At 64.9% G+C, this 14,151-nt stretch carries 8 protein-coding genes; all 8 read left to right on the plus strand.

Annotated elements, in window-relative coordinates; translation table 11 throughout:
* Positions 1-241 precede the first annotated feature (241 nt).
* The 8 genes from AB4Y82_RS11830 (at position 242) to bcsA (ending at position 14,141) form a co-directional block, all read left to right on the plus strand.
* Positions 242-1,027 carry an SDR family NAD(P)-dependent oxidoreductase gene (locus tag AB4Y82_RS11830; RefSeq protein ID WP_441604109.1) on the plus strand — a complete coding sequence of 262 codons (786 nt, stop codon included), beginning with the start codon at positions 242-244 and terminating at the stop codon, positions 1,025-1,027.
* A 533-nt stretch (positions 1,028-1,560) separates the two neighbouring features.
* On the plus strand, positions 1,561-3,837 hold the full coding sequence (gene bcsB / locus AB4Y82_RS11835) for a cellulose biosynthesis cyclic di-GMP-binding regulatory protein BcsB (protein WP_441604110.1): 2,277 nt from the start codon (positions 1,561-1,563) through the stop codon (positions 3,835-3,837).
* Positions 3,838-3,840: 3 nt separating this feature from the next.
* Complete coding sequence (bcsZ, locus tag AB4Y82_RS11840; protein ID WP_441604111.1) at positions 3,841-5,004, plus strand: cellulose synthase complex periplasmic endoglucanase BcsZ; 1,164 nt, start codon at positions 3,841-3,843, stop codon at positions 5,002-5,004.
* Complete coding sequence (locus AB4Y82_RS11845) at positions 4,986-8,789, plus strand: cellulose synthase subunit BcsC-related outer membrane protein (RefSeq protein WP_441604112.1); 3,804 nt, start codon at positions 4,986-4,988, stop codon at positions 8,787-8,789. The genes bcsZ and AB4Y82_RS11845 overlap by 19 nt, the downstream gene beginning before the upstream one ends.
* 31 nt (positions 8,790-8,820) lie before the next feature.
* Complete coding sequence (gene bcsE / locus AB4Y82_RS11850; RefSeq protein WP_441604113.1) at positions 8,821-10,578, plus strand: cellulose biosynthesis protein BcsE; 1,758 nt, start codon at positions 8,821-8,823, stop codon at positions 10,576-10,578.
* A 7-nt stretch (positions 10,579-10,585) separates the two neighbouring features.
* Complete coding sequence (locus AB4Y82_RS11855; protein WP_441604114.1) at positions 10,586-10,786, plus strand: hypothetical protein; 201 nt, start codon at positions 10,586-10,588, stop codon at positions 10,784-10,786.
* The gene (gene bcsQ, locus AB4Y82_RS11860) at positions 10,783-11,577 is read left to right on the plus strand and encodes a cellulose biosynthesis protein BcsQ (protein ID WP_441604115.1); all 795 of its coding nucleotides are present in this window, start codon (positions 10,783-10,785) and stop codon (positions 11,575-11,577) included. Before AB4Y82_RS11855 ends, bcsQ begins: the two co-directional genes overlap by 4 nt.
* Entirely contained in the window at positions 11,574-14,141 is a 2,568-nt protein-coding gene (bcsA, locus tag AB4Y82_RS11865; protein ID WP_441611292.1) for a UDP-forming cellulose synthase catalytic subunit, read from the plus strand. Before bcsQ ends, bcsA begins: the two co-directional genes overlap by 4 nt.
* Positions 14,142-14,151: the final 10 nt, after the last annotated feature.

Consider the following 14,151-nt stretch of genomic DNA (forward strand, 5'->3'; position numbering starts at 1 on the left):
CACCATATCCTGAGGCGTCAATAGCTGGGATTGAAATTCGCAACATGACTGATGGCCTATAAAGCTGAACGAGGTCCGGGGCAGGCCTGGGCCCGGAAGCTGGCGCTTATGGTGTCCAGGGAGGCAGGCCGGCGGCAGGGCCAGCCATCAGCCATCGCAGGTGACAGGCATCACCTCCACGCGCGCGCTGCGGGCAGCGTGCTTCAATGACCTTCGTTGCTATGGGTACAAGGAACGCTGCATGGACGTCGGTCTGGCTGGGCATGTCGTGGTGATCACCGGCGCGAGCAAGGGCATTGGCCTGGCGTGTGCGCAAGCGTTTGCACGCGAAGGGGCGAAGGTGGTGGGCATCTCGCGCAACCTCGCGCACCTGCATGCCGCACAGCACGACCTCGAGCGCGAAGGACTGCGCATGGACGTTGCTGCGGCGGACCTGCGCGAGATCGTCGCCGCGCAGATGGTGGCCGAGTACATCGAGAACGAATTCGGCCCGATCGACGTCCTGGTCAACTGCGCGGGCGCCGCGCGCCGCACGCCCATCGCGGATCTGCACGCCGATGCGCTACATGACGCGATGCAGGCGAAGTACTTCACCTATATGCACATGATCGACCCGGTGATCCGCCGCATGGCGGCGCGCGGCCACGGCAGCATCGTCAATGTGGTGGGGCAGGGCGGGCGTCAGGTCAGTACCGTGCATATCGGCGGCGGCGCGGCCAATGCGGCCTTGATGCTCGCTTCAGTGGGTTACGCCAGTGCGTACGCGTCCAAGGGCGTGCGCGTGAACGTGATCAATCCCGGGCCGACGCATACCGGGCGCTTGCAAGAGGGCCTCGATGCCTTGGCGCGCGCCAGCCACCGGACCATCGACGAAGTGCTGGCTGACCAGTTGGCGGAAATTCCCATGGGACGCATGGCCGAGCCGCGCGAGATCGCCAACGTCGCCGTGTTCCTCGCCTCGCCGCTGGCCAGCTATGTCACGGGTGCGGTGATTCCCATGGATGGCGGCAAGACCGGCGTGGCCTGATGGTTGCCTTTTGTCATCGGACGTAAAGACGTCCATACGGTTGTGTGCGATGGATGGGATGCATTGATCGACCAGGCGATCGACGCTACGGCCTTTCGGATGTAGTCACCGGAAACTGCTGCGCCGCGCCAGGGAATTCGCAGGTTCATGCACGGCCGCACACTTCGGCGTTGCCAGGTTGTGCTTCGTGTGACTATTCACGTTTCTTTTATGCCGGTTTCTTTAATCGTCTCTGCCGAGTGACGAGGTGCCGCTGTGCCAGCGCGCGAAACCGGTCGAAAGCCCCGATTTCATGCGTTGCGCACATGCTCCACGGAATGCTGGTCAGCACCTGATCGTGGATGCCGAGCAAGCCATCGTCAGCAGGGGCATGAGCGTGGAGACGCCGTAGAGGGCAGGGTTCATTGGCGTTGGCCAATCGGTTTCCGCGGATCGTGTGGGTTCGTTGGTAGAGGCAGCAGCGCAGGGGACGGGGATTGCCTGATCAGCCAGCCCGTTTCCGACGTTCCGTCACTGACCCAGGGCGACATTCCATGCGGCAGCTACGTCATGTTTGTTGGGGTTTACTGCTGGTGGGAGGCTGGCTGGTGGCGAGCGCCGATGCGCAGCCCCTCCAGGACGCAGCGCACGGCGTCGCTCAGCCAGCTCCCGCGACTTCGGCGCCCAGCAGCGACGCCTCGGCGCAAGTGGCACCCGCCGGGGTGGCCCGCGACCTTACGTTGAAACAGATGGGCGTCTACGGCGCCATCAAACTGCGCGGGCAGGACCCCAACGGCACCTTGAATGTGGCCGTGCGCAACGACGAAGTGGTGACCGGCGCAAAGTTGCGGCTGGTCTATACCTATTCGCCGTCGCTGATCTATTCGCTCTCGCACCTCAAGGTGTTCCTCAACGGCGAGGTGGTCGCCACGCTGCCCTTGGACAAGGAGCAGGCGGGGCAGACGGTGAGCAAGGATGTCGTGCTCGATCCGCGCCTGTTCACCGACTTCAACCGTATCGGTGTGCAGATGATTGCGCACTACTCGCTCGATCACTGCGAGGACCCGTATCACACCTCGTTGTGGACCGACATCAGCCCCGATACCACGCTCACGCTCACTACCTCGGAAATCGGGCTGCCCAACAGCCTGGCCCTGCTGCCGGCGCCTTTCTTCGATCGCCGCGACAACCGGTCGTTGGTGGTTCCCTTCCTGCTGCCCGCACATGCCGATGCGCAGACGCTGCGTGCGGCAGGCGTGGTGTCGTCATGGTTCGGCGCGCTGGCTGGCTGGCGCGGTGCACGCTTCCCGGTGGCGCAGACGCCGCCGACGGATGGGCATGCCATCGCCTTCGCCCTGCCCAACGCGATGCCTGAGGGCGTGAAGCTGGGCGATATCAAAGGCCCCACGGTCATCGTGATGGCCAATCCGGCCAGCCCGCCGCAGTCAGGTCGCAAGCTGCTGGTGCTGGCCGGGCGCGACACCAAGGAGTTGCAGGAAGCGGCCAATGCGCTGGTGATTGGCCAGGTGGGCATGTCCGGTGACCAGGCCATCGTGAAGTCGGTGGATCTGGGGCCGGAGCGTCGACCGTACGATGCGCCGAACTGGGCGCCGGTGGATCGCCCGGTCAGCTTCAAGGAACTGGTTACCGATCCGGCGCAGCTCGAAGCGGCCGGCTTCAATCCGCAGCCGATCCGCGTCGACATGCGCCTGCCGCCCGATCTGTTTGCATGGGCGCGCCACAGCGTGCCGTTGAACGTGCACTACCGATATACGGCGCCGTCCAACTACAACGACTCGGTGCTCAATATCGGCGTCAACGATCAGCTACTGCGCTCGCTGCGCTTGCGCCCGGCCGATCCTTCCGGCGTCGAGAGGCAATTCAATGTGCCTCTGCTGTCCAGTTCGGAAGCGCGCGGCGCGGAAGAGATCCGCGTGCCGGCGCTGCGCATCGGCAGCACCAACCAGTTCCAGTTCCAGTTCCACATGGATTCGCAGAAGAACGGGCTATGCGTTACCGCGGCTACCGACAGCGCACGTGCGGCAGTGGATCCCGATTCAAACGTCGACTTCAGCCAGTTCGTGCACTACACGGCGATGCCGAACCTGGCGTTCTTCGCCACCAGCGGGTTCCCGTTTACGCGCATGGCGGATATGGCCGATACGGCCGTGGTGATTCCCGATGCGCCAGACGCGCACGAACAGGAAGCACTGTTCACCATGCTCGGACAGCTCGGACGCTGGAGCGGACTGCCGGCCCTGCGTGTATCGGTGGTGCCTGCTGGCGCCGTGGAATCGGTGCGCGACCGCGATCTGCTGGTAATCGGCACCGGTACCGCCGGGGAGCTGATGGCGAAGTGGGGCAAGGGCTTGCCCATGCTGATCGAACGCAGCGAGAACGATTTGTCCGTGCGTGAACTCACTGATCGCCCCAAAGGGCAGGGCCCGGTGGCGCGCGCTGCGATGAGCGTGAATGGACCGACCGCCGCCTTCGTGGGTTTCCAGTCGCCGTACACCAAGGGCCGGAGCGTGGTGGCGCTGGCGGCCAATGCGTCCGATCGCCTGGGTGATCTGCTCGACGTGCTCGGCGACGACACCAAGCTCGGCGAGGTACGCGGTGACCTCACCGTGGTGCGGCAGAAAGTGGTGGTGGGCCTTAGCGTGGGCGATACCTATTACGTGGGACATCTGCCGTGGTACGCCTGGCTGTGGATCCATATTTCCCGATATCCGGCCTTGATGGCGCTGGCCGGCATACTTGCGGGACTGTTCGTGGCACTCACCGTGTTCTGGGCGCTGGGTCGGCTCGCCGCACATCGACTTGAGCGGTGATCCATGCGCCGCGCCTCGATTCCGTTGCTACGCGCGCTGCTGGTGGTCGGCGTGACCTTCGCCTCCAGCCATGTACAGGCTGCATCCTGCGCATGGCCGGACTGGGAGCACTTCAAGCAGGGCACGCTCAGTGCCGACGGCCGCGTGGTCGATGCAAGCACGCCCGAACAGGTCACCGTGTCCGAGGGGCAGGCGTATGCGCTGTTCTTCGCGCTGGTGGCGAATGATCGGGCCACGTTTGATCGCGTGCTCAACTGGACCCAGAACAACCTCGCGCAAGGCGATCTGACCAGGCATCTGCCGGCCTGGCAGTGGGGACGCCAAACAAAGAAGGATGCCGCCCAGGTCTGGGGCGTGCTCGACGGCAATGCAGCCTCCGATGCCGATATCTGGATCGCCTATACGCTGCTCGAAGCGGGGCGCCTGTGGCACGAGCGCAGCTACACCGCGCTGGGCACCGTGCTGGCTCAGGCCATCGTGGCGAAGGAAACGGCGGTGTTGCCAGGACTCGGCCGCACCGTGTTGCCCGGTCCCGTGGGTTTTCATCCGCAGGACGACGTGTGGCGACTCAATCCCAGTTATGTCCCGCTGCAGGTGATGCGCCATCTGGTGAGTGCGTTGCCGCAGCAAACGGAATGGAAGGCCATCCTCGACAGCTCGACCAGGCTGGTCACCGGCACGGCGCCGCATGGCTTCTCCCCCGATTGGGTGATGTACAAGCGCGACCAGGGCTTTGTCGCGGATCCGGCCAGCAAGGCTGAAAGTGCGTACAACGCGATACGTGTGTATCTGTGGGCCGGACTGCTGGCGCCGGATGCGCCGGAGCGTGCCGCGGTGCTCGACACGTTCCGCCCGCTGGCTGAATTCGTCGCCGCGCATGGTTTTCCGCCTGAGCGCGTGGACACGCAAACCGGCGTCGCGGCCAGCAACGAAGGCAATGCCGGTTTTTCCGCCGCGGTGGCACCGTATCTCGCTGCTCTTGGCCGCAACGAGCTCGCGCAAGCGCAGGTGCAACGCACGCGCACACTCGCCGCGCAGTCGCCGCTGGGCTATTACAGCCAGGTGCTGACCTTGTTCGGTCTTGGCCATCTCGATGGCCAGTACCGCTTCGATGCGAACGGTGCAGTCGTTCCTGCCTGGACCTCGACGTGTCCCGCGGCGCACTGAATCATTTGTTCGCACCTGCCATCGCGCTGCTGGTTGCCGGTGGCGCCATGCCGTCGCTGGCGTTGGCGCAGACCACGGCCGGCGCACCCAGTCCGGCGATGAAACAGCTGCTCGATTCAGCGCGCGTATGGCAGGCCAAGAATCGTCCGGATATGGCGCGCGGCATCGTGGAGAAAGCCCTGCTGATCGATCCCGCCCAGCCGGACGCGCTGGCCTTGATGGGGCAGATCGAGCTCAGCTCCAATCGACCTGCTGAAGCGGCAAAGTTGCTGCAGCGGCTGCAGGCGCTTTATCCCAGGCATCCGGCCACGCTCGAATTGGCGGATGCCTATCGTCTTGCGACCACCGACAAGACCGCGCTGGCGAAGGCGCGCCTGGCGATGCGCGCCGGCCAGTCGCAAGAAGCGTGGCAGCAGATGCAGGCGCTGTTTCCGCGCGGTGCGCCCAACGGATCGCTGGCTGGCGATTACTATCGCGCGATGTCCGCGGCAGGCCAGCGCGACAAGGCCTTGAATGAACTGCGCGAACGTGTGCGGCAGGATCCGGATGATCTGGGCCTGGCCATGACGCTGGCAGACATGCTGACCGATCGCGCGTCGACGCGACTGGAAGGCCTGGACATCATCTATCGCCTCTACCAGCGGCAGGATGCCAACCGTCCGCAAGCCCTGGAACTGTGGCGACGCGCGCTCAACAGCGCCGGCAGCGACGATCCCGCGTACTACGTGTGGTATCAGCGCTACCTCAAGGAAGTGCCCAACGACGACAGCGCCAAGGCAGCGCTCGCTGCGCTGGCCAAGAAGGGCGGTGCCAGCTACGTGCCGCCGCCGAAGGGTGCAGCGCCGTCCAGCGAAACCTCGACGACGTCCTCTGCCCCAGTGCGCTCCTCCACCTCTCGCCAAGGCGAAGCGGTTGGTGAGCAAGGCCTGGCCAAGATGCGCGAAGGCAAGCACGACGAAGCGCGTGCCTTGTTCGCGCGAGCGCTTCAGCTCGATCCGGACAACGCCGGCAAATGGCGCAGCCTGATGGCCACGGCGACGTTCTGGGGCACCTTGTCCAAGGCGCGTGCGGCCAACGATCAGGGGCACCCGGAGCAGGGCGAAACCCTCGCCCGCGAGGCGCTGCGCCAGCAGCCCAACCAGAGCGATGCCAAGAAGGTGCTGGCGACCTCGCTGATCGCGCAAGAGAAATGGGCTCAAGCCGAGGCAGTGCTGCGCCCGATGGTGGAGGCGGAGCAGCCGGACGTCGATGCGCTGGAATTGTTGGCCAAGGTGTTGATCGCCGCGCATCGCACGCAAGAGCTCACGCCACTCATCGCGCAGGTGGAGCAGCGCTATAACGGTTCCAGCGACGCCATGATCACCCTGCGCGCGCAACTGCTGTCCATCGAAGCGGATCAGCTGATTGCCGACGGTAAAAGCGGCGCAGCCGTATTGAAGCTGGAAGATGCTGTACGCCTGACGCCCAAGAATGCCTGGCTGCGCTACACGCTGGCCCGCCAATATCGCGACCTGGGTCTGCCCGCCTTGGGTCGTTCGGTGATGGAAGACGGCCTGCGCGTGGCGCCCGCACCCGACATGCGCTACGCCAGCGCGCTCTATCTCAATTCGCTTGACGATATCGACACCGCCAGCAGCGTGCTTGCCCAGGTGCCAGCGAGCGAGCGTTCCGACGGCATGCGCGAACTCGCGGCCAACCTCAAGGCGCAACGAGACCTGCGCGAAGTACATCAGCTTGAAGCTCAAGGTCGTCAAGAGGAGGCGCGAGCGCTGCTGGACCGGATTGCGCTGGACGTGCGCCATGATCCTCAAATGCTCGCGAGCGTCGGACGAGAGTGGATCAGCCTGGGCGAGCCCGACAAAGGCTTGAAGTTGGTGCGCGATTGGCTGGATGCGCACCCTAACGATCCCGCCGTCGGCGTGCGCCTGCGTTATGGCGAGCTGCTTGGTGCAGCCAATCGTGACGAGGAGTGGCGCAGGTGGATTGCCGATGCGCGATCACGCCCCGGAGTCACGCCCGAACAGCAGGCGCAGTTCGACGACCAGCTGCTGCGCCTGTCCATGCGCAAGGCCGCGCGGCAGATCGATGCAGGCGATCTCGCGGGAGCCGACCGCACGCTGGACGACGTACCCGAACACAGCAAGCAGGAAAAGCGCTGGCTGCTTGCCCAGGCCGATCTACGCGAGGCCCATCGCGATTATCGCGGCGCGCAAGCTTATGCCCGCAAAGTCTTGGTGGATCATCCTGGCGATGCCGACGCGCGGCTCACCATCGCGCGCATGGAAGAGCGCATGGGGCATCGCAAGGCCGCGTTGGCCATGGTCGACGAGGTGCTGGCCGATACCCCGCCGGACGATGTCGATACGCGTCTGGCCATCGCGCGCCGTTACACCGCCCTGGGCCGCAACGAGCAGGCGCGCGCCGTGGTCGATCCCTTGCGGCAGCCGTATACCGATCGCTCCGATGTCACCCTGCAGTCGGGTCGCATTGAACAGTCGCAAGGTCACTACGACGAAGCAGCCCAGCTGTACCGCACGGCGTTGACGCAGGAGCAGGCCGAGGGCGAAACCCCCAGCGCGGACGACGGACTCACCTCGGCGCAGCGTGCCTTGCAGGGTCTGGATGATCGCCGGCAAGGGCAGGTGGCCACCGGTGTGCTGCAGTCCAATGAATCGGGCAGCAGCGGCATGTCGCGCCTGGACGCCACGGAGATTCCGGTCTACCTGCGTCTTCCAGATGGCTATACAGGGCACTACTTTTTCCATGCCGATACGGTCCTGCTCAATGCCGGCACCTTGCCGGCGGACCGGTTCGATCCTGCCTTCGAGTTCGGCAAGATCGCGGCGCTTGGCAATGCCGGGCTGCGACCCCTGGATCAGACCGACAAGGGTGTCGCGCTGGCGGCCGGCTACGACTTCAACGGCGCGAGCAACAGCTGGCGCGCCGACATCGGCAGTACGCCGATCGGTTTCACCGTCAACAGCATCCTCGGCGGATTTCTCTATCGCCACGATTTCTACGATGCATCGGTGACGCTGGATGTGTCGCGCCGTCCGGTGACCAGCAGCCTGGTGTCGTATGCCGGAGCGCGCGATCCGGTTACCGGCGAGGCCTGGGGCGGCGTGGTGCGCAGCGGTTTCACCGTGCGCGGCGCACAGGATCTGGGCCGCACGACGCTGTTCGCATCCGTTGGCTTTGGCGTGCTCACCGGCGAGAACACCGAGACCAACCATGAGTTCAAAGTACGCACCGGCATCGACGTGCCGGTCTACGTGGGCGTCGATCAACAGTTTTCCAGCGGCCTGGTGATCAACTACTGGCACTACGCCAACAACCAGCATTTCTACACCTTCGGCAACGGCGGCTATTACAGCCCCGGTCGCTATTTTTCGGCCTCCATCCCGTTGGATTGGACCGGTCGTTACAGGCGCTGGTCATGGGAGTTGGAGGCCTCGGTCGGGAACTCTTCCACCAATGAGGAGGAGGCGCCGTACTTCCCCACGCGCCCGGATCTCCAACAGCAGGCGGTGGCCCGCATGGCTGCCGCGGATGTGGGCTCGCCGTATTTCGGCACCGGTTCGGGCGGCGGCTTCAGCTATACGGTGGCAGCGGCGCTGGAATACCGGCTCACGCCGCACTGGGTGATCGGCACGCGCTTCAAGCTCGATCGTTCACGCGATTACGCGCCCAACCTTGGCACGATTTACCTGCGTTACTTCTTCGACCAGCAACGGCTGCCCGTGCCGTTCCCGCCCAACCCCGTCAAACCGTATTCCACGTACTGACGGGATCACCTTGCCGCTAGGGACGAGAGTCGTGACGAACCTGCCTCCATCGCCTTACGAATCGACCGATCGAGCGACGCCACGTGCGTTGCTGCGACTGAATCAGTCGCTGGCCATCGAAGGCCTGCCGTCGTCGTTGTCGGCGCTGGCGACCGGGCAGGTGTATGCGGTGTACGCCAGTCGCTCGCCGGCACGCGACGCGCTGTTCTGGAAGACCGCGGCGCATGCGCTGCTCACGCCGGTGACCGTGCTTTCCACGCGGTCGGCGGAGGATGTCGCGCAGGCACTGCACCAGCACGGCATGGATATCGACCACCCGGGTGCGGTGCATCCCAAGTCCAATGTGTGCAGTCTGAAGATCCCGCCGAACCGCGACGGTTGCGACGTGCTGATGGAATCCTTGCAGGCGCTGTCCGCGCAATGCGCGACGCCCGCAAGCCAGTTTCTGGTCGAAGGCGTGGCGACCTGTTTTGCCTGGCAGGATCGGGCGGCGCTGATCCGGCAGGGTGCTGCACTGGCAGGCTGGTGCGCACAGACGCGGCACACCGTGCTGCTGGTGATGTTGCCGCCGCTGGTGGAGCAGAGCGGTGACTTCCGGCCGCTCACGGATTTCCAGATCCAGTTCGCGGGCGCCGCGCAACTGGTGCATGTGCAAGGCGAGTTTCGTTGGGAGGTGGCGTTCTGGCGCGACAATCGCGGGGCGCTATCGGCCAGCGAATCCATTCCGCTGCGCTTTTCGGCCAATGATCACCGTTTGATCGCGGTGCCGGACGATCCCGCCAGCGGCGAAGTGGCCGGCATGCTCGCACCCGATGAGAGCGTGGTGATGGTGGCCCAGGGCACGGTGGCGCGCGAGCGGGTGGTGCCCAAGGGTTGGCAGGTGTTGCCGGACAATGAGGCGTTGGTATCGGCGGCCAGTCGGGCGGTGGCGGCCACGGTGATCCTGCACTACGGCATCAACGAAAGCGTCGCTTCGTTGGCCAGGCAGGTGAACTACCTGCGCCGCCAATGCGGCAAGGCACTGAAGATCCTGATCCGCGAAGACAACGTCAGTATCCGCTACGAGTTGCTGATGCTGACCTTGGGCGCCAACGCCATCATTGCGCGCAGCATGCCGATGGCGCAGGTCGAAATCGCGGTGGATGGCGTGCAAGGGCAGCTGTTCTCGCGCCCCGTGCCGGACGACTACCTCGGCGCGCTTTCGGCGGCGATGCGCGATTCCACCACCGGCTACGTGCCGGCGCAGCGCTTCATCCAATTGGTGCGCGAGGCTGTGGAGCGCAGTCGCCCGATACGCCTGCCCAACGTCTTGCTGCGGCTGCCGCTGGAGCCGGACGTGGCCGGCATCGATGCGCTGCAGGCCTGCCGCATCCGTCGCACCGGCGATCTGTGCACGGCCAGCGGCGACAGTCTGTATCTGTTCTTTTTTGCCTGCCACGTGGAGAACGCTGGCGAGGCCATGGAAAAGGTGTTCGAGCGGCCGCTATCGGAGCTGTTTCGCGGCGAGCTGCGCTGCGGTGACCGCGAAACCATTATTTCCACGCTCAATGGTCTCGCAGAGGAAATCGCCGAACTGCCGCCGCCCGATTACACCGGCCTGGTCGCACCTCCCGAACCGATCGCCTCGCCTGCGCCACCGGTCGCCGAATCACCGGCAGAGAGCGTCATGACCGAGGCGACACCGTCCGGACTTCCCTTGCTCGGCAGCGTGGAGGCGATCAACGCGGCGGCCGCCACCATGCGCCGTCCACCACGTCCTGCATCGCTGCCGCTGAAGGCAGGGAGGTGAGACGGGCATGAGCACCTTCCTGGGGTACTTCATCTTGGGCCTGATACTGGCGGCGCCGCTATGGTGGCTGTTCTGGCGTTTCCGGCTGGGCTCCTTGTGGTCGCGCACCCAGTCCTTGCTTCGTCGGCGCAAGATCCAGTTGCCGCCGCAGCTGGAAGGCCTGGTCATACTCGGCAAGCGCCAGGGCGGCGCGGGAAAGAAAGCATGAAGACGATTGCCATCATCGCCTCCGTTGGTGGTGCAGGACGCACCATGCTCACCGCGTCGATGGCAGGCTTGCTGTCGGAACGCCGGCACGCGGTGCTGGCGGTGGAATGTGATCCGCGCAATGTGCTCACGTTCTATTGCGGCTTGCGTACGCCGGCCCAGCGTGGACTCCACTCGCAGGTGCTTGCGAGCAACGATGACTGGAGCGATGCAGCGCTGCAGACGGACGACGGCGTGCTTTGGCTGCCCTGGGGTGGCGCGCGTGGCGATGCCGCACTCGCCTCGACTGCGTCGTTGTCTGCGGCCCTGCACGAGCAGCCGACCTGGTTGCGCGATCTGCTGGCGCGGGTGGATCTGCCCGGCCACGGCGTGACCCTCATCGATACGCCGGCCTGGCCTTCCGTTTACGCCGCGCAAGCCATGGCGGCGGCCGACCTGGTGATGGTGGTGCTGCCACCCGCACCGCTGGCCTGCGCCACGCTGCCGCGCCTGCGCAGTGAACTGAAGTCACTCGGCAAGGAAACGGTGTACGTGGCCAATGGCGTGTCGCCGGCCTCGCAATTGCACACTGACATACTCGCCTTGTTGCGCGACACGCTGGGCTCGTCACTTTCTACCTACCGCGTGCATGCCGACAGCGGCATTCCCGACGCGCTTGCCCGCAACGAGAGCTTCGTGCACAGCGCACCGCATTCGCAGGCAGCGCACGATATGCAGGGCCTGGCGACCTGGCTGTCGAGCTGGGTTCGACGCGCCTACCAGCCTGGCGCGGCGGCGGGAGGTTCGGCATGAGCACGCCGGGCGCCACCTCGGTCCTGTCGCGTTTGCGCCGCACGCTGGCGCAGCAGCTTGGCGTAGATGCCGAGGCAGGCCGCGGTACGTGGTTGCTGCGGCTGGTGTTTCGCCAGCCGCCGCCGGGCCAGCGCGATTGGCCTGCGTGGTGGGCCGAGCGACTGGCACGGCGACTGCGCGTCGAGCTCGCTGTCGCTGAAGGCGAGGGCATGGGCACGTGGCTCAAACGAATCTTCTTCCGTCCCCATCGCCGTCGCGTGCGCTTGTCCGCCAATCTGCGCAGCGCGCGGCATCATCGCGGCGCACGTCGTCGTTCGATGTTGCTGGGCCGCCTCGGTCATTGGCTGGCACCGGTGCATGGCATCGCGGGCCGGGCAGGGCATGCGGTGACTTCAAAGCTTCCGTCGGTGCCGTGGGCCCGCATTGGCGAGCGCGTGAATCATTGGTCGTCCGGACTGGATCGCGTGCCTCATCTCAAGCCGGTGATCCTGCTGCTCGCCCTGATGGTGGCCGTGGGGTTCTGGACCACGCCCTTGCCCATCGCCGACCAGTTCCGCCTGTTTGTCGCGGTGCTGGTGGTGATGGTCCTGGCGCGGCGGATCCCAGGTCGCTGGCCGACCATGCTGATGGTGTCGCTGTCGATCCTGATGACGGGACGCTACATGTGGTGGCGCGTCACGCAGACGCTCAACTTCGCCACGCCGGTCGAGGCCTTGTTCGGCTATCTGTTGTTTGCGGCGGAAATCTATACGTGGATCGTGCTGTTCTTCGGCTACATCCAGACCGCGTGGCCGTTGAACCGCCAGCCCAAGCCGCTGCCCGACGACACCGACAGCTGGCCCACGGTGGATGTGTATATCCCCACCTACAACGAGCCGCTTTCCGTGGTGAGTCCTGCGGTGCTCGCCGCCAAGAGCATGGACTGGCCGCACGACAAGCTGCGCGTCTACCTGCTCGATGACGGCAGCCGCGAGCAATTCCATCGCTTTGCCAACGAGGTTGGGGTGGGCTACCTCACCCGTGAAGAACATCGCTACGCCAAGGCCGGCAACATCAATCACGCGCTGTCCATGACCAGCGGCGAATTCATCGCCATCTTCGACTGCGACCACATCCCCACGCGCTCCTTCCTGCAGACCACCATGGGCGAGTTCATCGCCGACCCCAAGTGCGCGATGGTGCAGACGCCGCACCACTTCTTTTCGCCCGATCCGTTCGAGCGCAACTACGACACCTTCATGCGCATCCCCAACGAGGGCAGCCTGTTCTACGGACTGATCCAGGATGGCAACGATTTCTGGAATGCCACCTTCTTCTGCGGGTCCTGCGCGGTGATTCGCCGCGCGCCGCTGATGGAAGTCGGCGGCATCGCCATTGAAACGGTCACCGAGGACGCGCACACCTCGCTGAAGATGCATCGTCGCGGCTACCGCACGGCCTATCTGCGCATCGTGCAGGCGGCGGGTTTGGCCACGGAGAGCCTGTCCGGACATATCGGCCAACGCATCCGCTGGGCGCGCGGCATGGCGCAGATCTTCCGCATCGATAACCCGTGGTTGCGCAAAGGCCTCACGTTCTTCCAGCGCATCTGCTACAGCAACGCCATGCTGCATTTCTTCTACGGCATTCCGCGGCTGATTTTCCTGTGCATGCCAGGCGCCTTTCTGTTCTTTGGCCTGCACGTCTTTGCTGCGGATGCGCTGTCGGTGATGGCTTATGTGTTGCCCTACCTGTTCGTCTCGGGCATGGCCAACTCGCGCATCCAGGGCCAGTACCGCCATTCGTTCTGGGCCGAGGTCTACGAGTCGGTTTTGGCCTGGTACACGGTGTTGCCTACCACGGTGGCCTTCATCAATCCGAAGAAGGGCAAGTTCAATGTAACGGCCAAGGGCGGCCTGATCGAGCAGGAGTATCTCGACTGGGCCACCTCCAAGCCCTATGTATGGCTGCTGGCACTGAACCTTTGCGCGCTGGTGGCAGGCATCGTGCGCATCTTCACCACCCAGCGCGACGAGCCGGCGACCGTGCTGATGAACATGGTGTGGGCCTTGTTCAACGTGGCGATGCTGGGCGCCGCCGTGGGCGTGGCGAAAGAGGCTCGGCAAGTGCGCGTATCCCATCACGTGCCGCTGGTCGTGCCCGCAACCCTGGTACTGCCCGACGGCAAGACCATCGCCTGCCGTACGGAAAATTATTCGACCGGCGGCCTGGGCATCATCCTGCCCGAGTCCATGGAACTGGATCGCGGCAGCCCGCTGGGCGTGGCGCTGTCGCGTGGCGATATCGACTACTACTTCCCCGCAGTGGTGGCGCGCAACAGCGGTCTACACCTCGGCATGAAGTTCGAGGAGTGGTCGTATGAGAAGGAGACGCAACTGATCCAGTGCACATTTGGTCGTGCGGATGCCTGGGTGCGCTGGGAAGAAGAACTGGTGCCCGATGCGCCGCTGCACAGCTTTGTCGAAGTGATCGAGATGGGTTACCAAGGCGTGCTTCGCTTGTTCGATGCCTGCCTTGATGCCGTCGAGGCTGCCGTCGTGCGCCGGCCGCGCCGGTCGGGCTAATGGAGTAAGG

The organism is Dyella sp. 2YAF14 (assembly GCF_052114725.1).
Lineage (GTDB): Bacteria > Pseudomonadota > Gammaproteobacteria > Xanthomonadales > Rhodanobacteraceae > Dyella.

Coding starts and splice junctions, on each gene's coding strand:
- AB4Y82_RS11830 (WP_441604109.1), top strand. CDS start 242: ATGGACGTCGGTCTGGCTGGGCATGTCGTGGTGATCACCGGCGCGAGC.
- bcsB (WP_441604110.1), top strand. CDS start 1,561: ATGCGGCAGCTACGTCATGTTTGTTGGGGTTTACTGCTGGTGGGAGGC.
- bcsZ (WP_441604111.1), top strand. CDS start 3,841: ATGCGCCGCGCCTCGATTCCGTTGCTACGCGCGCTGCTGGTGGTCGGC.
- AB4Y82_RS11855 (WP_441604114.1), top strand. CDS start 10,586: ATGAGCACCTTCCTGGGGTACTTCATCTTGGGCCTGATACTGGCGGCG.
- bcsQ (WP_441604115.1), top strand. CDS start 10,783: ATGAAGACGATTGCCATCATCGCCTCCGTTGGTGGTGCAGGACGCACC.
- bcsA (WP_441611292.1), top strand. CDS start 11,574: ATGAGCACGCCGGGCGCCACCTCGGTCCTGTCGCGTTTGCGCCGCACG.